Source organism: Stenotrophomonas sp. STEN018 (genome assembly GCF_056760235.1).
Window position 1 is genome coordinate 27,892 of sequence record NZ_JBRREK010000025.1, and the last position, 24,685, is coordinate 52,576.

A 24,685-nucleotide genomic window follows, 5' to 3' on the forward strand; every position below is an offset into this window, starting at 1 on the left:
TCGCCAGGTCGCCCAGTGCAATGATCAAACTAATCATCTGCCCGCTACTGGCCGTTTTCAGCCAGTAGCGAACGAGCTCAATACCTGATTTAAGTCGAACCGCTCGGGAGAATCAAGATAATTGCGACGTGGCCGACAGCCCTTCATGTAGACCGCTTCCCGCTGCACGGAGCGACCTAGTGCCGTTGAGGTACCAAGTCGCTCCCCAAGCTTTGGCGATGCCGCTCTCACGCTAGTAAAAATAGACTTCACCCGCTTCAACTTTTCGTATCACGGATCGTCGTTAGCTGTGCGGTGCTCAGGCGGTGGATTTTTCGGCTTGAATCGACCTGAATGTTCAGTTCGATCGACGGCCTTGAGGACCATGCTCCGAAGCTCTTCAGACAGGTTCGGAACCTTTTTTAAGGCATCACGGAACATTGGCGACGCAAAGAACTCGGCATAGGGACTTCCGTGATCAGTCTCCGCCATGAAACGTAACGGTTCTTGATCAAGGTGTCGCAGCGCAGACCCAAATAGGTCTTTTTCAAAGTCGGGATCGATACGTGAGGCCTCACGCCTGTAGCCCTCGTAGGCCGTCGCCAGTGAAGCCTTAAATGAATAGTCCTCAGCCAGACGGAATCGCTGCGCTATTTGACGGGTCGCTAACCACGCCACCCACAGCGGCGCAGCCAAGGAAAGCGTCCCTAGGGCAACCTGGACCCAGATCAATGACATGAACTGCTGGGTTGTGGGGTCCCTTGTCAGTTCTGAGATTGCTTGGACTCTCAGATAGCCCAGATAGGCACCAGCGCAGAGTGCACCGATCAAAAGGACGACCCACCATCTGACCGATATCCGGAGGGCGTTAGCCCGGCTGTTGAAGGCTTCAGCGAGGGCGTGACTTGTCGTGGCGCGATACACGGCCTCAATTCCGTCCAGCACTTTCTTGGCGTCAAGCTCCAGCGACTCCATACGAGCGAAGGAGGACGCAGCATCATCCGCTGCAACCTTCGACTTCGAGGCCGCCTCCACCGCGGACTGATGCGCTGCGGCAACATCCTTGCGTGCATTTGCAATCATTTCAGCATCGACCGGAAGGTCTCCGATCATCTGCGCGCCCTGTTTGATCTCAGCCAACTGGCCTTCGAGCGTCTCTCGGTCGACAACAATGGCGTCTAGTGCCGTCTTGGTGAGCTTGAGCTTACGCCTTAGTTGACCTGGCAGCGTCTCTGGATCCGGCTCGGCCCAAACGCCATTTGGGAACAGGGTGCGCTCCCACTGGTTGAACGTCTCAAAGTACGCCCAACCTGCCTGACCTATGTTACCGCTCGAAAGATTGCCCAAATTCCCAGCTAGCGTGGCTAGCTGAGACGGAATGTTGCCAATCAAATTCGTCCGATCGCGCTCATCGGGGTCACTGGCATCAAAGGAGAGATCGGCATCCCTAATCCGTTGGGCCAAGCGTGCTGGGACAGCGGCAATTTCCTGAGGTGTAAGCGCAGGTGCCATCCAACCGATCTGCAGCTGAAGGGGATTAGTCACTCCACTAAACGACCGCCCCACTGCCGACGTAAATTCATCCAGAGAAATACACGCTGCTTCGACCTGCTCATCCATAGATAACCCCTCCTTATCAGCGCATTGTAGGGCCATACCCTGCCTCAAGAACAATATGGCAACCAAGTCAGATAGCTACCGACGTTTCGTCAAACAAACCAACACAGAAAATGAGTGTCAAGGAGCTGGCCGAGGTCAAACATGCTGATTTCTCTGCCGTAGATCGGAACAAGGTTTCGGAGGCGACACCCCTTAGCCCTACTCCCGATAAAACTCCCAAATCCTGACAACGGATAGCCTCTAACTGACCCACCCCCGGATAAATCTCCCTAATCCCCTGCCCGCCACAATCTCCAACTGGTTCTGGCGATACTATGGGCTTCAAGGAAGCGCCGTAGGCAGGGGGCCATGTGGCGAAAAAAAATCAATCAGCCGCCGGTTGGATCGTAGGTATTTTGGCTATTATTTGGCTTATCCCAAGAGAGATTTGGATCGTTCTCAGTCTCGCTGCGCTCATAGGATTTGTCCTGTGGGTCTGGCTCAGATGGCGAGCTGATAAGAAAGAAACCCTAGCTGCCGCACCGTTGTCAGAACCCACACTGGCAGAGCTCATCCAATCTTCGGCGCCCAAAGCAGAGCCCAAGGAGCCGATCAGACAACGGACGTCCATCCGCAGCGAGACATCTCTTGATCTTGCCGAGCTATGGAAGGCCTCTGACCCAACCGCCATCCACTCTACAGGCCTGGATGAAACACCGGTGCGAAGCCTTGGACTAGCTTCACCAGAGGTGGCAGCAAGCGCCCAAGGCTCAATCGGATTGGCTCTCTCGCCGCCATGGGCGGATACGGCCCCGAGCGCTCATACCGAAGCCTACGTTTCCATGATCGAGGCTCCGGTCTTGGGTCCGGATGTTTTGGCCTCGCAGCAGGGGCCAAACATCCTGTCGCAGGAAGAATCCTCTCCTTCCGCCATCCTCACGAAGGCTGGAAATCTGGCGGAAGCAATGAAGGCTGTAGTCGAGCGCTCTGCTGCAGCGCAGGCTACCGATACCTCTACGGAACAGGTGCAGTTACAGGTTCCGACAAAAGCGGACGGGGTTCGAAGGTTGTTGGCAGCTTTGACAGTCTTTGCGGCGCAGTCACGTGGCCCAAGCCGGCCAGGAAACCTGAGCGAAGTGAAGGCCCATATCACCAAGCTCGGAGTTTCTTCCGCTGACCCCATCCGAGTTGAGGCGAAGTTGAGGACCAGCGCTCACAACGATCACAGCCTGCCCCAAGAGCGCCAGGCGTCCCCTCCCGTCAGCACAGCTATGCGCCGTCAATTGTTGACAACATCGGGATCCGCTACAGGAATGGAAGAACTGCATCGTGTCGTGATCGCTGCTGACGTTCCCTCCACGGAGTTCACCGTCCCTCGCCCGCCGGAAGGCTGGGCGGAGACCCGATGGCTTGGTGCCGATGAGATGATCGAGATTGGCGGGGTAGCCATTCGAGGCGGCCTCTTCTATACCGGCGTAAAGCTTGATTCACCAAGTGGTGACACCGAGCCCAGCCTTGTAAACGGCGTATTGGCTGTCGCTCCTTACGGCGACTACAAGGAGCCCACCAGCTACTGGCTCGCTTACGCTCAGCTGTCACCCAGCGAGCGGCGTGCCTACCTGAACTGGCTGGCATCAGACCGGTCGGACCCCAGCTGCTCCATCAACTACGTGCGCCTTTACCTCTTCGGGCTGGAGCGCCGAATCCTGCTTGACTCGGACACCGACCCAGAGTCGAGAAAGGATTGGCCTGCCATCAAACAAGCCCTTCGGAACTTGGTATCTGTTTATGGCGAGGTCTATGGCCCGATCCGCGGATTTACCAACAGTTTGTTGGACTGGATGGAGCTGGATTCGGTCGAAGAAAAGCTCTACTCCAAGCCAGTTCCTCCATTTGATCGCTCCTATGAACTGCCCTTCTACGTTCGCCTAGCTCTGGGCCAATGCTCGCTTGACCGCGCGCCCATCCCTGCCCCGTTGGCGTTGGCCTGGATTCGACTAAACCCGGAGGTTTCGTTAAGAACCGCCGCGGTACGGTGCGCCGACGAGTTCGATCGCTTATTTATAGAGCGCTATCGTGAGCTGTTTGGCAGCGGCCTGGTGCTCCCCAAGAACCGCACCAAGCTAAAGTTCGTGCGACAACCAGCGTCTCCCGCCTTCTATGGCGCAACCCCAAAGGCTAAGACCTTCGGAGACGTTCCTGACGTCACGGCCCTTCGGGCACCACTGAAGGGTCTGCTCGAGGTTGTTCAGCAATGTACCGACGAGCTCGCTGCCTATAGCCGTTTGGTCGGCAAATCCCCCGATTTGAGTGATGGGCTGGAAGCGCTGCTTCTGCTGCCGTCCAGCATTTGGCCCCAAAGCCAAAGGAGCATCCTCCGTTCAATTGCAGAGGACGTCCAAGCAGGCAATGTGACCACTCAGCTGACCGAGCTCACCGCTCGGTTCGGACCCAGCCCCGCCCCCCTTGGCAAGGAGAAGGTTCGCGATCTCGCACGCGCTTTGGAAAGCGTGTATGTCGGGATGGAGCCAAATGTCTTGGAGGGAGCCCGAGCACCGTCGGAAGCCGATCCGATCGCGATCTTTGCACTCCTGCCAGGTCAGTCGCACAAAACGGACGCAGCGGCGTATCAAACAGCCATCCTTACCCTGCAGCTCGCCTCGGCAGTCGCTCAGTCGGACGGCTCCTTCAGCGCACAGGAGCTGGAGCACCTGTCTCTAGAGATCGACGGCTGGTCGCACCTCAGTCCGGCGGACCATAGGCGCCTGCGCGCCCATCTGGACTTGCTTGCTGCGTCGCCGATTACCCTGCCATCACTGCGCAAGAAGCTTGATCCGCTGGACAGTACAACCAAGGAGGCGATCGCGGCGTCCATGGCCACACTCGCCCAGGTGGACGGAATGGTGTCGCCGGAGGAGGTGCGCTTTCTGGAGAAGGTCTACAAAGCCTTGGGCGTCGAGCCCAAGCGAGTCTTCAGCGACATCCATGCGCCGAGATTGGGCAAAACCCAACCCCAGTCCACTCAATCCGCCCCGTTCCAGTTGGATCCTGAGCGCATCGCAGCGCTACAGCGCGACACAGCCAAGGTCTCCGCCCTGCTCGCGAATATCTTCACAGAGGAAGAGCCCGACACCAGCCACGAACAGGCTTGCTCAGCACCTGTTGATGAAGAGCCTGACACCAGCAATGGGTTGTTGGGCCTGGACGAGGCACACAGCGCATTGCTCCGGCTGATGCTGTCTCGGCCAAACTGGACTCGTACCGAGCTAGAAGACGGCGCGGCAGACCTTGAGTTGATGCTGGATGGTGCGCTGGAGCAGATCAATGATGCCTCCTTCGACGCCTATGACATTCCCTTCTCCGACGGTGATGACCCGTTGGAAATCAATCCCGAGTTCATTGAGAAGATCGAGCAATGAGTAGCCCAATTCGCAGCAAGGACCGCGACGCGGTCGTCCAGTCTCTCCGCGCCGGCGTTGTCCCCCGCGCAGGACAGCACCTGATTCAAGTTGGACGCGCCCGCGAAGTAGAGACGCTGGTCGGCGATATCGACCGGCTCGCCGATGGTGGATCTTCCTTCCGCCTAGTGATCGGAGAGTATGGCTCCGGTAAGACGTTCTTCCTCAACCTGGTTCGCGCCATTGCCATGGAGCGAAAGCTCGTCGTAGCCAGCGCTGACCTGAACCCGGATCGCAGGCTCCATGCATCCGGCGGCCAAGCGCGGTCGCTGTATGCGGAGCTGATGCGGAATCTGGCGACACGAACCAAGCCCGACGGCGGCGCGTTGCCTGCAGTGGTTGAAAAGTTCATCGCCACCGCAAAATCCGAATCCAAGGCAAAAGGCGTCCCCACCGAACAAGTCATCCGCGCCAAACTGGAACAACTGACGGAGCTGGTCAACGGCTACGATTTTGCCGATGTCATTGCTGCTTACTGGCGTGGATTTGAAGAAGGCAATGAACAGCTGAAATCCGATTCCATCCGGTGGCTACGCGGCGAATTCACAACCCGTACGGATGCCAAGGCCGCGCTTGGCGTCCGCACAATTGTTGACGACGCATCCGTCTATGACCAGCTCAAGCTCATGGGGCGATTCATCCGTCTGGCCGGCTACAGTGGGTTACTCGTATGCCTGGATGAGTTGGTTAACCTTTACAAGCTCGCCAACGCTCAGGCACGAAACTCCAACTACGAGCAACTCCTGCGCATGCTTAACGACTCGCTCCAAGGAACGGCGGTTGGATTGGGCTTCGTCCTCGGCGGGACCCCCGATTTCCTGATGGACACGCGCCGGGGCGTCTACAGCTACCAAGCACTGCAAAGCCGCCTCGCGCAGAACACCTTCGCCACAAACGGGCTGGTCGATTTCAGCGGACCTGTGGTCCGCCTCTCCAGCCTCACGGCCGAGGACTTCTACGTTCTTCTGACCAAGATCCGCCATGTTTATGCCAGCGGCGACCAAGCCAAGTATTTCCTTCCTGATGAGGCCGTTCATCAGTTCATGGAACATTGCGCCAATCGCATCGGCGACAGCTTCTTCCGTACACCTCGGACCACCATCACCGCCTTCATCAATCTGCTTGCGGTGCTTGAACAAAATCCAGGTACCGAGTGGCAGTCCTTGATCGGTTCTGTCGAGATCAAACCTGACCTTGGCGGCGAAGGAGACCTCGACGTGGTCGAAGATGACGAACTGACCTCGTTCAAACTGTAAACGCATGAACACCTCCAGCGCCTTCCATTCGCTTCATCCGGGCATCCAGCGCTACCTCTGGGCGGAGCAATGGGAGACGCTGCGAGTTGTCCAGGAAATGGCGATACCTGTCATCCTTCCGGCAGATCGCGATGTCGTCATCGCAGCCAGCACAGCATCAGGAAAGACCGAGGCCGCATTCCTTCCAGCCCTGACCCACCTTCTGAATGGCGGCACGGATGGACTAATCGTTTACATCAGTCCTCTTAAGGCCCTGATCAATGACCAGTTCGGGCGACTAGATCGTCTCTGCGAGGATCTGGATGTACCTGTCTGGCCATGGCACGGAGACATCGGCTCAACCACCAAGCAACGCTTTTTCAGGAAACCAGCGGGGGTGTTGCTGATAACACCGGAATCCTTGGAGGCGATGCTGTGTAATCGCGGCACGTCGGTAGCGGGGATTTTCAAGGACACCGCTTTCGTCATTGTCGATGAGCTCCACGCATTTATTGGAAGCGAGCGAGGAAAGCAGCTCCAGTCGCTGATGCATCGCATGGAGATTGTGTTGGGGCGGAGAGTTCCTCGGATTGGGCTATCGGCAACATTGGGAGACATGCAAGCCGCGGCGACTTTCCTTCGCTCGGACGGCAGGGCCGCAATCGTCGATGCCCCATCTGGGAACGATGAACTCCAGCTCATACTCAAAGGGTTTGAAGAGCCTCATGCCCCCCACGATGCCAAGCACGAAGAAGTGGCGCCGTTAGCCGTCGCCAAGCATCTGCATCAGGTGCTTTCCGGCACGAACAATCTGATCTTTCCCAACAGTAGGCGAGAGGTCGAGCGCTACACCCACCTTCTGAACGAGATCAGCGAGCACGCCAATCGCCCGCGCGAGTTCTGGCCGCATCACGGCAACCTCTCCAAGGAGATTCGGTCAGACACCGAAGCTGCGCTGAAGCAGAAGGAGCGTCCAGCGACCGCGATCTGCACGAACACTCTCGAACTGGGGATCGACATAGGCGCAGTGAAGAGCGTGGCTCAGATCGGGGCACCCCCATCGGTTGCCAGCCTCAGGCAGCGTATGGGCCGATCGGGGCGGCGCAAAGGTGAATCGGCCACCCTTCGCGGATACGTCATAGAGGATGCCATCGACTCCAACTCCGACCTGAAGACCCGCTTGAGGCTGGACACAGTTCATTCCATCGCTTCTGCGTTGCTCCTGATCGATAAGTGGTTCGAACCCCCTGTGGTTGGCGGCGCTCACCTGTCGACGCTTGTCCAACAGCTTTTGTCCGCAATTGCTCAGTATGGCGGGCTCTATGCCCCCCAGGCGTATCAGCTACTGTGCGCCGCCGGCGCGCCATTCCAAGGGCTTTCAAGCGAATCCTTCATAGAACTCCTGCGCCATCTTGGGAAGCAAGACGTACTCATCCAGGATAGCTCCGGCTTGCTCCTTCACGGGCCGCTCGGCGACAAACTGGTCAACCACTACTCCTTCTATGCCGCTTTCATGGCCGATGAAGAATTCCGCATTGTGGCGGCGGGAAAAACTCTGGGAACCTTGCCAATCACGCAAATGCTCGCAACCGGCCAGCGCATTCTCTTTGGTGGGCGCACCTGGCTTGTAGAGCAAGTTGATGAGGCTCAGAAGACGATCTATGTCCTGACAGCCAAAGGTGGAAGCCCTCCGATCTTCAACGGAAACGGGGGGCGTGTGCATACCCGAATCCGTCAGACCATGCGTGCGCTCTATCGCGGTGAACTTCGCCCAACATTTCTGGACGCCACAGCAAGCCGTTTCTTAAACGAAGGCAAGAGCGCCTATGAACACTTGGGGCTCGACGAGAACACCCTACTTGATCAAGGAAGTCATTTTCTCCTCCTCACCTGGGCCGGAGACGCTGCCAACGAAGCCATTGCGTGCCTCCTCGGTGCGAGAGACTTCAACGCACAGGCCGGCAGACTCGGGGTTGAGGTAACCAAAGGCTCGAAGACCCACAACCATCTGTTAGAAGCAATCGCAGCAATCGTGTTACAGCCTGCCCCAAGGAGCGAGGAGCTACTCGTCAAGGCTAAGAATCTTGCCAGCCAAAAATGGGATGGCCTGCTGCCCCCGCGCCTTCTCAAGCACTCCTACGCTTCGCTGTGTTTGAATGTAGCCGAAGGTTTGGATTGGCTAAAGGCCTACCAGAAAACCAGCTGGGGTGTGGATTAGTACGCACCCTCAAGAAACGTTCGCGCTTCTAAGTTCTGAATGGTTAAGTAGAAAAGCACTTGTGATAGTGGCTGCAGACGCAGTTCCAGAGCGCATAGAAAAGGCGATCAAGGCCATTCCAAGCTTCTCAGGTTTGCCAAACAACGTTCTCACACTAGACCTACCCTCGATCACCGGTGCACACCAAAGTAGAGAATCCAGCGTTCCACCGGCCTAAGAGTTCGCTCGGGACCCGTGTTTCAGAGCAAATTCCTCAGGGTTTTTCCGTCCGAGTTTACTCGGGGCGTTCCTCATGATGGAACTGTCGCCCAGTGAACTGGACACCCGCGCGATGCCGCACGGACTAGCCACACGCTTGTGGACAGCCACATGCTCCACGGGGGCGGGACGCAATGTGATCGCCCAGCTAGGCGAGGAATGGCATTGACGGAAGGTCGTCGACTGCGAGGTGAACAAGCCGTCTCGCAATCCGGCCTGACTCGACTTCGTGACGTGCCACGAAGGCATGATGTTCTGGACTAAGTCGATCAAAGCGGACGGTCGGCCGCTGCTTTCCCGCCACGACCGCACTGTTCAGTTGCCCGGAGATGAAGGCCACCACCTCTATGCTTCGGCATTCGGCATGGGATACGAAGTTTCGGACCAGCCGGACACTAGTTTGCTTCGCCTGATCGTCCGTGTCGAACTGCGATGCTTAGGGCTCCCACAACTCCTCAATGATCAGATAGTGGCGCCGCAGCTGCTCTTCCACATAACCCGTGAAATCACTAGTTTCTGCGAGCGTGCGAACCCAGCGTTCCGCAGCAAGGGGAACCTGCGGCATCTGTGCGGGTGCAGGTGCATGGACGATCGTTGCGCTGCGGTGATCTAAGAACATAACCATGTCTCCCATGGGTTGACCTATCCAAGCAATCCAAATGTGCCGAGGACTCGCACGCCGCCCCTGTCCGCGTCCGTCAACTCGATAGGTTCCGAGTCGCGTTGCAGCCTTCCTGGAAGCGAGAACAGCCCAAGAATGAACCATGCCTCCCATTCCTCGACTGGATGATGCCCCGTCGGCACACGGGGCACTGGTCGCCGGCCTTGATGCTAGCCGATAGCTTTTGGGCCCGCGGCCTTGGCTTGGATGTTGGAGCCGCACCTTGACCCACCTTGCGCTTGAAGGTACACGCAGGAAAACGGCTGCATCCGTGGAATTCGCCGTAAGGGCCTGATCGCAGGTGTAAGACCCCACGGCCGCACTCAGGGCAAGGTTCCAGGGCCTCGCCGTCGACGGGCTCGATCTTGATGTGCTCCTTCTTGGCCAACTCCACTAGAAACCGCGATGGCTGGCCCAGCGTCGTGTAGAGCCGAACCTGCTTGCGAGCCCGGGTTATGGCCACATAGAAAAGCCGGCGTTCCTCGGCGAACGGGAACGGGTCAGGTGCCGGCATGGCCAGTTGCAGCGCGGGATCGTCCTGGATCTGGCTGGGGAAGCCACGAGTGCCTTCCACAACATTGAGGACGAAGACGTACTCGGCCTCTAACCCCTTGGAGCCGTGGGCGGTGCGAAACTCGATCTTCAACTTATCGCTGAACCTACGTTGCCAGGACTCCAGCGCAGTGGAATTGTCATCGCGGTAGCGCCCTAGGATCATAACGGTGATGTGCGCCCCCTTGGCCGGCGTCAGTTTTCCACTGACCGCCAGCTGGTGCATGTGGGCTAGTTGCTTTTCGACGTAGCTGGTAATGCTGTTCTGGTCCGCAAATCCATAGGCCAGCATTGAGGTCTTGGTCAGCGGGTTGGTCGTTTTGACTTTCTTCTTGATCTGTGCGGGGTTGGCCTGGACGAACTGACTGGATGCGTCGCACAGGTCCTGTGGGCATCGGAACGTGGTGCTGAGCGACAAACGTGTGGTGTGCTCGAAGGTCTTCTCGAACTCCGTCATCATCGCGATGTCCGAGCCTGCGAAGCGATTGATGCCCTGCCAGTCGTCACCCACGACACACAGGTGCGCAGGCGGGTCAGATTGTGCCGCCAAGGCCTTCAACAGACGGACACGGGCGCGCGAACTGTCCTGGAATTCGTCGGCCAGAATGAGGGTATACGGGCTTCTGTAGGCCCCGGACTCCACGTACCCCGCGGCCAGGATCAGCATGTCCTCGAAGTCGATGAAGTTGCCCCGCTGCAGCCGCCTCTCCCACTCAGCAGCGACCCGCTCGTAGATGGACAAATACATGCGCAAGCGCGCACCGAACCCGTCCTTGGACTGAGCACTGAGAGCGGCCAGCAAATCCTTGTGAGTCAGGTTATTGTTCTTAACGTGTTGCTGGAACACCCGAAATGAGCGGGCCAGGTCTTGCTCGTGGACTGGCGGCAAACCTGTGACCTCCTTATTCGGGTCGAAGGCGGGCTGCACTCCCCGCTCAATCAGCGCTTGCTCCAAGGCGGGGATGGCCTCGCCAGTCAGCAGGCCATGCGAACTAGTCTCGAATAGTCTCGTTCCCTTTTCGACATGTAGTGCGCGCTTCCACTTCACGCCCGCGAGGTAGTCCTTGAAGTGCCTGGGCGCCTGGCCCTTCTCGTTCAGCGCGAAGTGCTCGTGGTAGACCTTGGCGTCGGGATAATAGAAGTCGGGGAAGTATTGTCGGTGCTGCTGATCGGCCGTATCGTGCTCGTAGGGCCGCTCGTACTCGTAGTTCACACCGTTGTAAAACAGCCAGTCAGCGATCGTGCGCTCTTCCTTGCTCTTGACCACCTCGCCCCGGGCCGTACGGAAACCCCGCACGCCGTTGGCATAGGCTTCGGGTTCGTCGGGCTGGTCCCACTTGCCGACATCGCGGGCATACACCGTTCGGAACAGGTCCCAGTCGCGCTTAAACATCTTGTCCTGCTCGGACAGCATTCGGATGATCTCGCCCACTTCCCGCACGTCGGCGCCGGGATTGCTGGGGTCTACCCACGGGGCCAGCGACGGTTTCTTGCCGGTCGCCTTACTGATCACATCGATGCCGAAGGCGTGGAAGGTATTGGACCTGACCTTCTCGACCTCGGGCACTCCTTTCAACTGTTTGGCGATCCGCTGCCCCACCTCCTCGGCTGTAGCGCGGTTGAAAGCCAACAACAGGATCTGCTCGGGCGTGGCTAGGCCCTCGTGCAGCACATAGCCGGTCTTGGCCACCATCGTAGACGTTTTGCCAGAGCCTGCGGCTGCTACCACCATGACCGCGTCGTCCATACATACGCAGGCGTGGATCTGTTCGTCGGTGAGCGGGTTCTGCTCTACGGCAGCAAAGAAGTCCTTACGCACGATCTTCTGGGATGCTAGGTATTGGGCGTTCAACTTGTCGAACTGCAGCCGCAAGGTTTCTTGGGCGGATGACTCTCCGACCGCCTGCCTCCAACTCTTACTAGGGTGCTTGGGTGCAGCGTGCTTGGCCAGGAACCGGTGGATGGCTCCTTTCGGGATCCATCGCCCACCGCTGATTACCCCGGACAGGTGGTCGATCCACTGTCCGAATGCTTCCTTGAACTTGTCGTCATCCCGCTTATGGGCAGCCAGCCGTTCGGCTTCTAGGGCGGGATCAACTTTCGTTGCTGGTAGCGCCTCGGGCTGAGGCGTCTTGTTGCCGAAGATCGACCAAGCCAGCCAGATCGTGCCGAACTGGATAACGGACAGCCACAGAGCGAACACTTGCAGGAGGGTCCAGACCACCCAGAACGCGACAACCCAGCCCCGCTTGCGCCCGCCCAAAGCAATTGAAACGAAAATGATGGCTTGCCAGACCAGTATTCCTTCGATCATTCCCTAGCTCAGCCCCCGACCACCATCTCACTGGGACCATCTTGCCACGTGGCCTGCGGTCTTGGGCTAGCGTCGTAGTCCCAGACCGGGGCTACCGCGCTGGACAACAGGACTGCCGCCGCACCTTCAGGGCTCGCCCTTGTCAGGCCCCAGCGCCCGCTCCATACGCTCCTTGGCGTTGCGGGGTGGCGTGCGTGGCGGAACGACTGGGAGAGTTTGGGGATACCTTGAGAGCAACTGGAGAAGTCTGCGAACAGAGCTCGTTGTACAAAGGGAGGGGTTCACCCCCCCCTTATCACGGACACTTACGAGAAGTCCGACTACAAACAGCCAGACAGTTGGGCAGCGCCGCCAAACGAAATGGACACTAGCGCCAGCCAGTTGGACACCTGGCATGGCACCAATGTCCGCTTTTGGCCGCGGATTCAATTGATTGATGCAACACACTAGGGTTGTCATATGAAGCGGCCCATCAATCTGCGAAGGGGTACACCTGAGGCAGGCAGTCATCTTGAATAGAGGCTGCGGCGCCCCACATCAATAAATACAGCCATCACAGGGGGCATAATGATCCAGCGATTTCAAGGGGACGAGGGACGGCGGCGCTTGATCGCGACGCTCACAGAACATAGGCTGGTCGCAAACCGGCAGGAGCTTGCGGAACGGCTTGTGACTGTGGGCGAATTGATAGAAGTCCCCGCTGGGGCCGCCGTCATCAATCAGGGAGACCAGACCTCGGAGGTTTTCTTCATTATCGCCGGCAAGGTCGAAGTTCGGGTCAACGGCAAGGTTGTGGCGAACCGCTTCCCAGGCGATCACGTCGGCGAAATGGCAGCAATTGAACCTGCGCAGCCCCGGTCGGCATCAGTTGTTCCTGTCGAGACAACCGTCTTGGTCAAAGTCAGTGAGGCTGACTTCTCGGCGGCAGCGCAGGAGTTTCCCGACATATGGAGGCGAGTCGCGGCAACGCTTGCCAAGAGGCTCGCCCAGAGGAATCACTTGGTGACTGCCCAGCGAGAACAGGTCAGGGTTTTCATAGTTTCATCGGCAGAGGCGCTCCCAATCGTGGACTTGCTTACCAAGCAGTTCGCACACGATCCGTTCTTGGCGGTGGCGTGGAAAAACGGCGTGTTCCGGGCATCGAACTACACGCTGGACGATTTGGAAGCGCAGTTGGACGACGCAGACTTTGCGATTGCTGTGGCTCAGCCAGATGACGTGGTCATCACACGCGAGACGAAGTGGCCCGCAATGCGCGACAACGTGACCTTTGAGCTTGGCCTTTTCATGGGGCGGCTTGGGCGGCGGCGCGCGTTCCTAATGGAGCCGCGTGATGCGGACATTCAGCTACCTAGCGACTTGCTTGGCATGACGACCATTCCATATCGCTACGTGCCCGGGAAGGATGCTGAGCACTACATCGCGCCCGCGTGCGCAAAGCTACGTGAACTCATCATGGCCACTGGAGCAAAGGATTGACGATGACGCTGAAAAGTGAGCTTGAAGAATGGTGCAGCGAGGTCTTCCGTTCGACCTGGGAAAAACGTGAAGGACGGAAGGTACCGGATGACGAATCAAAACTCGGCTTGAAGAACGAAGCTATCGAGATCCAAGGGACCGTTCTGTATGCAGACATGGCCGCTTCGACCAATATGGTGGACAAGAGGTCTGCACAATTTTCTGCTGAAATTTACAAGACCTTCCTGTATTGCGCCGCGAAGATTATTCGTAGTGAAGGCGGTGTAATTACCGCTTATGATGGCGACCGCATCATGGCGGTATTCATTGGCGACAGCAAGAACACAAGCGCTGTGCGAGCAGCGCTGAAAATAAAGTGGGCAGTTGCAAATGTCGTGCAACCACGAATGAAGGAGGTCTATAAAAGTAGCGATTTCGTTCTAACGCATGTTACGGGAATTGATACTAGCAGCTTGCTAGTTGCAAAGACTGGCGTGCGAGGCGCCAACGATCTGGTGTGGGTTGGCAGGGCGGCGAATCACGCTGCAAAACTTTCGTCGCTTTCCGCCGGCTATACCTACATCTCGAAAGACGTTTATGACGTTATGCACAACTCCGTTAAAGTGAGTAGTGAGGGGAAAGCCATGTGGGAGGCGCAGACTTGGACGGCAATGAACAACAGGTCGATTTACCGCTCTAATTGGCGATGGCGCATCGACTAGGGAAAGGCCCTTTTGGGTCACCTCGTTGTTGTTCGAACAACGTGCGTTGTTCTTCGTTGCCCTTTCGTTCCTTGCTCGCCACTCCTGGCCACCTATTGGCAGTCTGCAACATTTGAGCAGATGAGGATTAGTGGTCCATGCGGCCCAGCGCTATTGGCGCCCCTGCGCCCAAAGGGGGGCGACAACACGCCCGGTTACGATCAGCCAGACAATGCGCAGTGCTTCAGCGTCTACCATCGCATGGTGTCTCCGAGCTGCAGAGTCAGGGTGGCTCTTGAAGTACTCTTCGACGAGGCTCCCCATTCGCCCTTCTTTGAGCATTGTTGTCATCACTGGACGTGGCGAAGGACCGCACAGCGCTACTTCGCTGGTTGGCAGGTGAAAACCCGAAATTGCATGCTTCAACAGAACCAGATCGTTTGGATAGTCGGCAATCACACTAGGCTCTGGCACGGACATGAGGAACGAGCGTAGTTTCAATGTCATCACTTGGTCTGTCATCGCCGAACCGCCGCCATTCAAGTGTGGGTAGACCACAGACCTCACGAACTCCGTCGGGTCCTTCGGTAGCGGGTCACGCTCAGCATAGAAACGGCGGCGCCCGTCATCACTGACAAGAGCCAAGCTCACCAGCTCCGCGCCAATCTCATCTGCCCATTCGGTGTCTAGGAACAAGTAAGTGGGCTGCATCGGCTACTGACTCCGCGCTGAGGTCGTGCTTGGTTGATCCTTGGCTCACAAAGCATACCTAGCGTGCATTTGCTCGCCCTAATCGCGAGAGCCGATTACAGCATGACTGGGGGGCAGATCGACACACTGCCTGCCCTGTTGGCAGAGACACTGGTGGCGGCAGCGTTAGCTGTTCAACGTTCGTCCCAAAGGCGTTCGTCTGGGAATTGACGTTGTATTTCGCTCAGGACGTCGGCCGGAAGATCCTCAATGGATACGGCTTGGTCCTCCAAGCTCATGCTGTGCAGCACCCGGCTATTGACCCAAGCTATGGCCAACTCCCTGCGAAGGTTACTAACTGTTTCTTCCAAAGGATGTCGAGGTATCAATGCAACGACGAGCTCGCAGTCCAAGGCCTCAGCGGCTCGCGCCATTGAGGTCATTGACAGCTTCCCCTGTGCCTCGCCTTGTTCAAGCTGGGCGACCCTCTTTTCACCCAAGCCCATCCTGCTCCCAAGAGCGTGGCGCGGCATACCCAACGCTTCTCGAATCGCGCGAATCCAGCCTCCCCGAGGCATCTGGACGTTCTCGTAGCAGGCATCGCGGAGTAACGAGAAACGTTTATCAAGCCGTATCCTTGCAAGTTGACGCATCGCGTTTGTGGAATTCACAAGCCCTCCTGGGACAATCTTGCATTGATTTCACTGCATGCACGCAGTTGGATATGGATACATTTTTGTATCAACGAAACCGAGCTAACTTCTATAAAAATATAGAAACGACGTTCCGTATAGATCGATTTTGGAACAATGAGCCTCATTAAAAATAATTACCGCATCTTATGAAACGCTGTGCCACGTGGCACAGATGTGCACCGCCCCGCGTCATCTGTTGACACCGAGAGCACCGGCCACCTCCGTGCGCCTTCGGCGCCACCTTCTCCACAAGAAGGCCATCGGGCTCTCACTTCATGTTGTTGCACGGACTTCCCTCCATATTTCAACCCTATGCCAACGAGCAAGGAGAATGTCCGCTGACGAGCTTCTCGAACCGCGACAAGGATGGTGCAAAGCATTGCCGTAAGCCTGGCACTTGGTCTATCCGCTCGCTTTCCGTGTACATAATCACGTGCATCGCCTCCACAAGTGTCGTGATTCGTCCAAGCGGGTCTGCCACCTTGCAAATAGACCTGCCGAAGTTCTCCAGGTCTGCTCTGGCCGCCATCAATCCCTTCTGCCCACAAAGTTTCAGCGCCAGAACATCATCAGGAATGTAACAAGTGGTGCAAACGATGTCGTAGGCCGGCGACATTCGAATACTACTTCCTGCCGGTTCCTCATAGAGCACACCAAAATTCTTCAAGTGCGCATCTCCATTTCCAACCAAACACGAAAGAGCAACCTGATCGAAAAGCTGAGCCAGTGCGGCCGATCTGTGCTGCATGGAACAAACTTCACCGAGTGTTGAAGCCACGGTCTCATAGCTCAAGGTGTACTTACTGTGTGAATTCAGCCCCAACAAAACCGCGAGGTCCTCAAATCCAATTGCAACGCCTTCCGCCGTGCGATCGAACCGTCGTACCACGAAACGCTTTCCGTCCTCTGATAGATAGAACTCTGGTACTTGTATACCAGCTTCCTTGGCGATGGACATGCACACGAACTCGTTGATAGCTATCCCTGGCGAGTTGGCACCCTCGGTTTTTACCATGAGCTCACGTGGAGGGACTACACCCTTGCCGAAACTTGCGGTGCTCTGCTCGGCCACGAGCAGCTTTGGCTGAACACCAGATACGCCGGAACGCAACAGGTGCATTGTCACCAGCTGCTGAAACAGGTCTTCCGTCCCTTGATCAGCCAGGAGTTCAGTGAGTTGAACGCCCGCAACAGCATTTTCAGCTGTGTTTGAGCACGCGTCGTAAAGGAAAACCCTCCCGATGCTTCCCTCCCCGCCCGCGATGGACAGCAGTATCCGTTGTAGCTGCGCGTCGGCAAGATCGGAGAAACGTTGGCGCACCATTTCCAGCAAAAAACCCTCGGGCAAGTTCATCTCAAAGATTGGCATGAGATCAGCGCATTCGTATGGCGGCAGATCCACCGGCATCCCTATCGCTACAGAGGTGTGCTTGGTCGCCGCTGGAGCGTAGGTGAACGTATAGGGCTTTCCAAGTTCCAACTCACCAGAAATGCCCTGCGGGGTGGCCACGATCATTGCTGTTCGTTCGAGCATCGTTCGTTTCCTTCGATCCCTATTCCAAGGTAGCGCGCATGTAGCGCTGGCTGATCCTGTAACAGCGGGTAGAAAGCATTGCGGTTACAAGCCGTCACTTTACCGGCAAGCCCACCCCACATCGACAAGGAGTAGGCGCTGAAGAATCGACAATGCAGGCGTGTAGATGTCGGGCACGGCGGTGGATCGAACCCGGCGCTGAGCGGGAAATTGACGGCTCGTCGTCTTGTGGTTGTCGGGATTCCGCCGACGTAGGGTACTGAGCCCAAGCGGGACGGTACGCAAAGGAGCAGCGGCCATTTATCAGCGCGGCCAAGAAGGTGCACGCGTGATGCGAAAAACCAAATGACCGGTGATGCTCCACGCTATGCGGTCATTTCAATTTTCTGGAACTACTTCAGTGGCGTAGTCCTGGCGGCTTTCCACGCGACAGAGACCAGCTCTGAGACTTCGGCCATCGAGTACCCAAGTGCTGACGCTACGCGGCAAAACTCCAAGAGATCCAAACGTCGCGAGCCGGACTCAATCGACGACACCCTTTGCTGAGGCCAACCCAGGTGGGCGGCTAGTGTTGCCTGACTTATGCCCATCGCTTCACGGCGCGCTCGAAGAATACCAACCAGGCGGAGGTAGGCGTTCTGATAAATCGTCTTCGTAGCCATCCGGTGCGCCTCTGTGAGCGGACCAAAGCCTAGAGGCGAGCGATCTGATACAAGAAAATCGTGTAAGATTCCAAACGATGCGGTTGCTGGTATCGATGATGAAGAACCTGCCGGGGATCGTGTGATCTATGGCCATGACAAACCGACCCTCATCCCGTCTTGGCCCGAACTTGACCGCCTGGTCATATCGCTAGGCCCTTTCTACACTTGTGTCTGGTGCGCGCTCGAACGATCAACCGCCTTCAATTCAATGGTGTGCTCGGATCCGGCGGTACCGCGGCGGCTACTCGCCTGGCTCGCAGATGCCGCGGTAATCGCAAGCTCCCCCTCTGTGGCCAGTTCCGCGAAGCGTTCACTGTACGATCCACTGATATGGTCGTATCACAAAGACTGGCCGATGCGAGGGGACATAGGAGAAGGGCTCTCAGATGTTCTGGAGGCTTGGAATTACACGCTCGATAATCGAGCACGCTCGTGGCTTTGGCTACAGCTAGCTGACACAGAGGTACTCGGATACCTCTCCGCTCTCTTGCGCCGCCACCGGATGGATCCTTTCCATGCGGAACGTATCCTCGAAAGCCAAACGACTGAATGGAGCCATCTCAGTCTTGGAAGGAAGCGATACATCGTGTGGTCATCTATCCGCGGAGCAGCGAGCAAGCTGTTGCAAACCGGGGGAGACCAAGCTGCTGCAGTCGATGCAATGGTGATGGAGATGCATCGAAAAACCAGCTGGCTGGTGGCGCAGGAATCAGCAGGCACCCTTCGCCGAAATGATTTTTGCTTCTTACCGGACTCCCGGTGGCGGCAACCGATCACGGTTGATGTGGCATTGGACAAGGTGCTTAAGGTCGGGATCGACTACTGGCTACTTCCCCACAACAGCTTGTAGATCGCTGAACCGTAAGTCTTCTGTTTGGGAATCTCTTCCCGCTCACGTCGTGTTTCGATGCGTTTTGTTGACAGGGAAATCGAGTATCCCCGCTTCAACATAGCAACAAGCGGGTAGCTCGATTTCAGCCGGCAGGTAACCTGTGCCTGAATAACTAAAGTTCTGTTCGGATGATCGAGTGTTGGTCTTCATCGCACGCTCAGCTGTGGCGTCCGAACACTCTTATCGTGATAAGGCATATTTATCACGATAACAAACTTTGCATCGTAGAAAATACTACGGAATACGTATGAAAAAGCATGACGATTTGATTCCCCGGCAGCTAGCAACGTTGGATCCCCATCAGCTGGCGTCCGCGGCGCAGGAAGCGGTGCGGGAGATCCTCCACGAGGCGGCTGCAGCAAACACCACCCGCAGCTACGCGGCCGCGTTGCGCTACTGGTCTGCCTGGTTTCTCGGGCGCTACAACCGTCCCATCCCCTTCCCTGTTCCGCGGTCCGTGGTCGTGCAGTTCCTCGTTGATCACATGCCCCGGACGGCTGCCGGGACGCTGAAATGGGATCTGCCGCGGGCACTGGATGCAGCGTTGATCCAAGCTGGACTGAAAAAACGTCCGGGGCCGATGGCACTGGCCACGGTGGTGCACCGCATCGCCGTGCTATCGGCCGCGCATCGGCATGCGGGCCGTACCAATCCTTGCCAGGACCCCGCAGTACGGCAACTGCTCTCACAAGGTCGGCGGGCTGCCCACAAGCGTGGCGAACGCCCAAGTAAGAAAACCGCGGTGCTGACCGCCGATCTCAACGCCATGGTCGCCACCTGTGATGGATCCTTGCATGGCCTGCGTGATCGCGCCCTGCTCTACTTTGGCTTTGCCAGCGGTGGCCGACGCCGCAGTGAAGTGGCCAACGCCACGATAGAGAATTTAAGGCCGCTCCCCGACGGCGGTTTCCTCTACCGTTTGGATGCGGGCAAGACCCTGCAATCGGGGCCGGCTATCGGCGCCAGTCCAGACAAACCTATCCTGGGCGCGGCCGCCACCGCCCTTGAGGCCTGGATCACCGCCGCCGGCATAGAAGGCGGGCCGATCTTCCGGCGACTGTGGCATCACACTGTCGGAAGCGGTCTCAGCGGAGAATCTGTGGCTACCATTGTTCGCACCAGGGCCAAGCTGGCCGGACTGGACGGCGAATTTGCCGGGCACAGCTTGCGCTCGGGATTTATCACCGAGGGCGCACGTCGCGGCGTGGCTTTGCCGGCCCTGATGGCTATGACCGATCACCGCTCCGTGGCCAGTGTAGTTGGGTACTTTCAGGCGGGTGCAGCAGAGCACAGCCCGGCAGCCCGGCTACACGAAGACAGCTAGCGAAATGAACCCACGCGCGGCCGGTCAGCGTGCGATCCGCTGACACCAGGTATGGTTCACCAATATCTCCCTACGGTCCCGGCGCGGTAGTTTCAGTTATGCAGAAACGGGGGCTGCAGTGGGCCATTTGTCATCGAGTCACTGACAAGGGGTCACAGTCGCATCGGGGCCACCGAAAGCGATTCGTCAATCGCCACTACCCCTCGTCTCCCTATTGAAAGATAGTGGCCTGAACGACATAAAAGCCGCATGACTCTTGGCTAGCTGCTGCTTCAGAACCTCGCCGTGATCACAACTCCCCCTTTCTTTCAAATTGGGAATGCGGAAGTGAATCGGGCAACTCTCACCATGGTTGCCCTGCATAAGCGCCCAATGCGGCCGAAGGCTGACTCCATCGAGTACTCTCCATTTATGCTGTCCTGAGTAGCGCTTTTGTATGAATGCTAGTGCATCGACCCATTGTTCAAAGGAACTGAAGAAACAACGTTCTGCGGCTTGGAGATCCGGGAGCCGAACCGTCGGCTCGGACAAAACATAGTGTGGACTTTGCAGATGTGAAACCATTCGTCTGAATTCAAGTATCCACTGGTACTGCCAAAGCGCGTAGCCCTGACCAAGACAGCATAGGCCTGTATGAATGTGTACATCGGGATTCAGCGTGCGCTTCGGCAGCCCAATTGTGGCCGTCGCATACTCGACGCAGGGCGCATGACTTCCGAGAATCGTCTCACAAATATATCGGGCCACTGTGTTTTGCAGCAAAATGTAAGGCTCCACAATACTATGCGCTATTTCATAGTTCATTCCACAAGAGATGGGCGACGACAGTGGCGACGTCGGAATAAGTTGAAAACACTCTGATGGAGGTTCGAGTGCCATAGCGATCCGCGGATGGGGGCTCAGGGCTATCGCGCGCCAGTACTCCTCGGCGCGGCAGTCAGTAGGCAGCCCCTGTCCCCACACGGTCGTTGCGTAGCCGGTACCTGCCCGCTGATAACCTTGCGAGAGTTCGGCAGCCTGGCATTCCCATCGGTCGAGGTCGTCAAGTAGAAGCATATTCCCGACACTTCTCGTCGCCATTTTTACACGTGGGGACCGACGATCGAGGACGCTGGCCTTACAATGGGAGCACACAAAACCGGAGATTCGACGTCCCTTTGTATCAATGGGACTGCCACATTTTTGACACCCCATTTCCAGCGGCACGAGATGGAGCAGGCATGATCGAAATCGAAGATCTTGTTGATGCCTATAGTGCATTCCAAATCTAATGCAGAGCGGGCAATAACGCAAATCAGCAGAAGGTATCCATCGGCGGACTTCGGAAAGAAAACCAACTACTTCGTTGATTTCTTTGTGGTCGGTTACGGCTTCCTCTGAGTATGAATCTGGAAGCAACAAAGAACCGACTCGGAGGTTGACTCTCCAGCTGCGCTTTGTGGAAAGCCAACTAATTCGAAAATTATTGAGCCACTCTAGGGTCTGTATGATCGACCATGATGAGCAGTGGGCGTTTATAAGGCTTGCGTTCCAGGAAATCATTTTCTAGCCTTTGTCGCGCACCTTCTTTTGGGGGACCGAAATAAACTGAGGTGAACGCCGTTCATACCCGGAATCGTGCACCGCAGCCTCCCATGTAAGACGTGACAGCGCGAAATTCTTCGAGTCCCTATCTTCAGCATCCAATCCTATCAGCAACAGTACTTCAGCCACCCATTGCATGCTAATGCCTTCGCGCTCCATCGTCCCCCCAGAATAGGAGCGAAATGCCTCGAATGCATCGACCGCGCTAGGCGATAAACGAAATCCTGCTTCGTAAGCCTCAGGCCAAAGATATTGGGTGTAAGTCCAACCAGACCCCACGGGATACTCTGATTCTTCATCACAGCAGCGCAAGCAAGCTTCCATGTCTTCTACGTTTCGTAGGCTGCGAAATTCGATCAACTCTGCCATGAATCTAGCAGCCAAGTCGTTCGCATACATCTTGCACTCGCTGTGCAATGCAAGTAATTGACTTTGACCAAACAGAACGACCGTAATCTTTATATCCCGAATGCTCAGCCAATTGATAATCCGCTTTAGCCACCCAAAATCTTTGATGTGTAGATTTTGCGCTTCGTCGATCACCAGAAATAGATGCCTTCCAGTCGCAGACATGGCGAGCAGGGCACGCAGCAGTTGATTGCGCTTACCTGCAAGAGATCGCTCAATGCGTCCTTCATGCGAGATCTCGGTAAGAAACTCTTCGATCAAAGCCCCTTCCGCCGCGACATCTTTCCATGATGGCTCGTAGACGACGAACGCACAGTTTTTGAACTGTGTGGGCACTAATTTCCTGAGCGCAGCAATACAAGATGATTTGCCTGCCTGTGGATGAGCCCAGAACGAGATGGAGGCACGGGCACGCCGTGCCTTAGAGAAGATTAGGCTCACAGCTTCCCTTACCGGTGGGGTCGCCAGAACTGCTTGTGCCTGGAGTAAAGGATGGCGATCTAATAGGCGAGGATAAGAACTTCGGATCGCGGCGACAGTGGTTGAAAAGCTCATAGAGCCCTCACGTCCGTCCAATGATGCTGAAGTCGATGTCACACTGTTTGCGAATTCGTTCAACAAGTTGCTGAGTTGAAGCCACATTGGTAGTGGCTGGAGAAGCTGTCAACGGAGGGACGACGTATCCCTTGCGCTCCTCCTCAGCGATGATAGAAGCGGCGCTCGTCGTGCGGGGTGACTTTTCGTTTGCGGCGAGTGCAGTTGATTGTTGTCGTCTGAGCTCATCGCCGACGGGGTCCGAAGTTAGCGAATCATGTGCATACTTAATTTTTGACTTAAGCAGTTGACGCATTTGTAGCGAATGAGGAAATCGCCACCTTGAAGATAGTGGGACGAGCTCGCCGAGAAAAGTCCCTTCCTCGGTATAAGCCTGGATTATTGATACGTCGTAGGGATCAGCATGGATACGAATTTTTTGCCCCATCAAATCCCAGCGTCTTGCGAACACTTCGCTTGTGTACTCCACTGAGGCATAGGAGATGCTTGGGCCCCTTCCTGTTGCTTGAGAACCTCGTACGGTTGGACATGCCACCTCTACCCGTAATGGAGGCCGATTAGATGGTCGAGGGGGAGCTATAGGAGGAATACAGCCATCGCTGGAATGATAGTATTCGAGCATCTGTGCCTCCGGGCTACTGCCATAGTTGGCTTCCGTCGGCTTTGAATTCCAAATGGCCACAGCATCCTCAATAGCTTGCACAATCGTGCTGAACGTAATTTTATTATCAACAGCTTTTTTTTCGGGTTTGTTCCGCCGCGTGTCAACGGGGCTGTTACCTGTTGTTGACGGCGATTTATGGGAAACTTCACAGCCAAGCCAGCTAAAAACATGCTCGACCAATGACCGTCTCTGAGGCTGTTGGATAGCTCCAAAACTTACCGACGCGCCTGCCTCGGTACGCAGTTTTTCGCAAACCTTGTCTGAAAGGTGGGACAAGGCATTGTCAATAAAAACACTATTAAAGCCTACCCGCACATCCCCTGAAGTTAGCGTTCTATTACCTAGGCAGTTCAGCATGGCGGCGACAATTCCAGGGGACAAGCACTGCCCCTCAATGGCTCGATCCATGCACTCAAGAAAGTCGGAGCTAGACACTGCTCGGCGTAGGACGAGATGCCAACCAAGGATGTAGTTCGTATACCTATCGACAGCAAATATCACTGTTATCCTACGACAGGGAACATACTTAACTCCCTTGGGGGTTTCCAGACCCACCGCAACTATCACGTGAATCTCATGCTCATCTGACTCGACAATCTCAAATGGCGCTAGAGCAGCCGGCCGACCCGCGACTACACTTCCTCTCTTTGAGCGTCTTCTGGCTGCGTCCCCAAACTGCAAAAGTGCAATCTTTTGATGATTCATCTTGCGGAAGGTGGCGACAAACGTGTCCATACTGCTTCTACCCTGGCGTTCAACGCAGAAAGGCCACTCGTTCTTCCCAATTCCAGCTGAGGAGCATAGGCTCAAAAATGCCTGATGCGCCGCTCGCTTGGTCACGCGCGCCTCTTGTTTACCCGCAGGGTTCATGCCCGTAGCCAAATAGCTGTTCAGTGCATGCTCAATGTCGGGGTGATTCGAAAATAGGTAAGCCAGCGCTCCGGAATAGCCTCCTCGTGATAAATGTACCATCGCCCGTACTGGTTTCTTTCGTTCACTCGGAACTAATCGAATATCCTTAACGAGGCCAATCCATCCGGCGATTGCTCCATCGTCCATTCTGTGAATGCAGCGGTTTAAAAACCTAGCCACCTCGTTATATTTATACCCGTACACTTCGTCGATATAAGCTAGCGAGTCCCCGCTAAGATAGGAGATGACTGCACCTCGCCTTCTCTCCCATGTCGACAGATCATCAACCG

General features: G+C 56.3%; 16 protein-coding genes. 7 read left to right on the forward strand and 9 right to left on the reverse strand.

Annotation, left to right across the window (positions count from 1 at the left end; genetic code table 11):
* Positions 1-270: 270 nt before the first annotated feature.
* Positions 271-1,599: a hypothetical protein gene (locus ACVOMB_RS11325; protein ID WP_481531266.1), complete on the reverse strand. Its 1,329-nt coding sequence runs from the start codon at positions 1,597-1,599 to the stop codon at positions 271-273.
* A gap of 821 nt (positions 1,600-2,420) precedes the next feature.
* Between ACVOMB_RS11325 and ACVOMB_RS11330 the strand changes: the two genes are divergently transcribed.
* The 3 genes from ACVOMB_RS11330 to ACVOMB_RS11340 are packed head-to-tail and all read left to right on the forward strand — an operon-like array spanning position 2,421 to position 8,489.
* The gene (locus tag ACVOMB_RS11330; protein WP_481531267.1) at positions 2,421-4,997 is read left to right on the forward strand and encodes a tellurite resistance TerB family protein; all 2,577 of its coding nucleotides are present in this window, start codon (positions 2,421-2,423) and stop codon (positions 4,995-4,997) included.
* Positions 4,994-6,292, forward strand: coding sequence for an ATP-binding protein (locus ACVOMB_RS11335; protein WP_481531268.1), 1,299 nt, complete (start codon positions 4,994-4,996; stop codon positions 6,290-6,292). The genes ACVOMB_RS11330 and ACVOMB_RS11335 overlap by 4 nt, the downstream gene beginning before the upstream one ends.
* 4 nt (positions 6,293-6,296) lie before the next feature.
* Entirely contained in the window at positions 6,297-8,489 is a 2,193-nt protein-coding gene (locus ACVOMB_RS11340; protein WP_481531269.1) for a DEAD/DEAH box helicase, read from the forward strand.
* A 694-nt stretch (positions 8,490-9,183) separates the two neighbouring features.
* Here ACVOMB_RS11340 and ACVOMB_RS11345 read toward each other — a convergent pair.
* Both ACVOMB_RS11345 and ACVOMB_RS11350 read right to left on the reverse strand, forming a co-directional pair.
* Positions 9,184-9,366, reverse strand: coding sequence for a hypothetical protein (locus tag ACVOMB_RS11345; protein WP_481531270.1), 183 nt, complete (start codon positions 9,364-9,366; stop codon positions 9,184-9,186).
* A gap of 79 nt (positions 9,367-9,445) precedes the next feature.
* Positions 9,446-12,274 (reverse strand): UvrD-helicase domain-containing protein, encoded by a 2,829-nt coding sequence (locus tag ACVOMB_RS11350; protein WP_481531271.1) that lies wholly within the window; start codon positions 12,272-12,274, stop codon positions 9,446-9,448.
* A gap of 606 nt (positions 12,275-12,880) precedes the next feature.
* On the opposite strand from ACVOMB_RS11350, the gene pycTIR reads away from it, so the two are divergent.
* Together pycTIR and ACVOMB_RS11360 are read left to right on the forward strand one after the other, a co-directional pair.
* On the forward strand, positions 12,881-13,753 hold the full coding sequence (gene pycTIR / locus ACVOMB_RS11355; protein WP_481531272.1) for a Pycsar phage resistance system effector protein PycTIR: 873 nt from the start codon (positions 12,881-12,883) through the stop codon (positions 13,751-13,753).
* A 2-nt stretch (positions 13,754-13,755) separates the two neighbouring features.
* Positions 13,756-14,454 carry an adenylate/guanylate cyclase domain-containing protein gene (locus tag ACVOMB_RS11360; RefSeq protein ID WP_481531273.1) on the forward strand — a complete coding sequence of 233 codons (699 nt, stop codon included), beginning with the start codon at positions 13,756-13,758 and terminating at the stop codon, positions 14,452-14,454.
* Positions 14,455-14,604: 150 nt separating this feature from the next.
* On the opposite strand, the gene ACVOMB_RS11365 is transcribed toward ACVOMB_RS11360, so the two are convergent.
* The 4 genes from ACVOMB_RS11365 to ACVOMB_RS11380 all read right to left on the reverse strand — a co-directional run bounded on the left by ACVOMB_RS11365 (position 14,605) and on the right by ACVOMB_RS11380 (position 18,014).
* A complete protein-coding gene (locus ACVOMB_RS11365; protein WP_481531274.1) occupies positions 14,605-15,144 on the reverse strand; it encodes a hypothetical protein in 540 nt (179 codons plus the stop codon).
* A 173-nt stretch (positions 15,145-15,317) separates the two neighbouring features.
* The gene (locus tag ACVOMB_RS11370) at positions 15,318-15,794 is read right to left on the reverse strand and encodes a mobile mystery protein A (RefSeq protein ID WP_481531275.1); all 477 of its coding nucleotides are present in this window, start codon (positions 15,792-15,794) and stop codon (positions 15,318-15,320) included.
* A gap of 334 nt (positions 15,795-16,128) precedes the next feature.
* Positions 16,129-17,352: a type II toxin-antitoxin system HipA family toxin gene (locus ACVOMB_RS11375; protein WP_481531276.1), complete on the reverse strand. Its 1,224-nt coding sequence runs from the start codon at positions 17,350-17,352 to the stop codon at positions 16,129-16,131.
* 392 nt (positions 17,353-17,744) lie between these two features.
* Positions 17,745-18,014 carry a helix-turn-helix domain-containing protein gene (locus ACVOMB_RS11380; protein WP_481531277.1) on the reverse strand — a complete coding sequence of 90 codons (270 nt, stop codon included), beginning with the start codon at positions 18,012-18,014 and terminating at the stop codon, positions 17,745-17,747.
* A 544-nt stretch (positions 18,015-18,558) separates the two neighbouring features.
* Here ACVOMB_RS11380 and ACVOMB_RS11385 point away from each other — a divergent pair.
* Entirely contained in the window at positions 18,559-18,906 is a 348-nt protein-coding gene (locus ACVOMB_RS11385; protein ID WP_481531278.1) for a hypothetical protein, read from the forward strand.
* A 289-nt stretch (positions 18,907-19,195) separates the two neighbouring features.
* Complete coding sequence (locus ACVOMB_RS11390) at positions 19,196-20,272, forward strand: site-specific integrase (protein WP_481531279.1); 1,077 nt, start codon at positions 19,196-19,198, stop codon at positions 20,270-20,272.
* A gap of 1,545 nt (positions 20,273-21,817) precedes the next feature.
* Here ACVOMB_RS11390 and ACVOMB_RS11395 read toward each other — a convergent pair.
* On the reverse strand, positions 21,818-22,819 hold the full coding sequence (locus ACVOMB_RS11395; RefSeq protein ID WP_481531280.1) for an ATP-binding protein: 1,002 nt from the start codon (positions 22,817-22,819) through the stop codon (positions 21,818-21,820).
* 7 nt (positions 22,820-22,826) lie between these two features.
* Positions 22,827-24,542 carry a hypothetical protein gene (locus ACVOMB_RS11400; protein WP_481531281.1) on the reverse strand — a complete coding sequence of 572 codons (1,716 nt, stop codon included), beginning with the start codon at positions 24,540-24,542 and terminating at the stop codon, positions 22,827-22,829.
* Positions 24,543-24,685: the final 143 nt, after the last annotated feature.

Excerpts from the sequence above, each read along its gene's own strand:
- ACVOMB_RS11345 (WP_481531270.1), bottom strand. The coding sequence starts at position 9,366 with ATGTTCTTAGATCACCGCAGCGCAACGATCGTCCATGCACCTGCACCC.
- ACVOMB_RS11335 (WP_481531268.1), top strand. The coding sequence starts at position 4,994 with ATGAGTAGCCCAATTCGCAGCAAGGACCGCGACGCGGTCGTCCAGTCT.
- ACVOMB_RS11360 (WP_481531273.1), top strand. The coding sequence starts at position 13,756 with ATGACGCTGAAAAGTGAGCTTGAAGAATGGTGCAGCGAGGTCTTCCGT.
- ACVOMB_RS11380 (WP_481531277.1), bottom strand. The coding sequence starts at position 18,014 with ATGGCTACGAAGACGATTTATCAGAACGCCTACCTCCGCCTGGTTGGT.
- ACVOMB_RS11395 (WP_481531280.1), bottom strand. The coding sequence starts at position 22,819 with ATGAGCTTTTCAACCACTGTCGCCGCGATCCGAAGTTCTTATCCTCGC.
- ACVOMB_RS11365 (WP_481531274.1), bottom strand. The coding sequence starts at position 15,144 with ATGCAGCCCACTTACTTGTTCCTAGACACCGAATGGGCAGATGAGATT.
- ACVOMB_RS11400 (WP_481531281.1), bottom strand. The coding sequence starts at position 24,542 with ATGGACGATGGAGCAATCGCCGGATGGATTGGCCTCGTTAAGGATATT.
- ACVOMB_RS11330 (WP_481531267.1), top strand. The coding sequence starts at position 2,421 with ATGATCGAGGCTCCGGTCTTGGGTCCGGATGTTTTGGCCTCGCAGCAG.
- ACVOMB_RS11390 (WP_481531279.1), top strand. The coding sequence starts at position 19,196 with ATGAAAAAGCATGACGATTTGATTCCCCGGCAGCTAGCAACGTTGGAT.
- ACVOMB_RS11375 (WP_481531276.1), bottom strand. The coding sequence starts at position 17,352 with ATGCTCGAACGAACAGCAATGATCGTGGCCACCCCGCAGGGCATTTCT.
- ACVOMB_RS11325 (WP_481531266.1), bottom strand. The coding sequence starts at position 1,599 with ATGGATGAGCAGGTCGAAGCAGCGTGTATTTCTCTGGATGAATTTACG.
- ACVOMB_RS11350 (WP_481531271.1), bottom strand. The coding sequence starts at position 12,274 with ATGATCGAAGGAATACTGGTCTGGCAAGCCATCATTTTCGTTTCAATT.
- ACVOMB_RS11340 (WP_481531269.1), top strand. The coding sequence starts at position 6,297 with ATGAACACCTCCAGCGCCTTCCATTCGCTTCATCCGGGCATCCAGCGC.
- ACVOMB_RS11385 (WP_481531278.1), top strand. The coding sequence starts at position 18,559 with ATGGATCCTTTCCATGCGGAACGTATCCTCGAAAGCCAAACGACTGAA.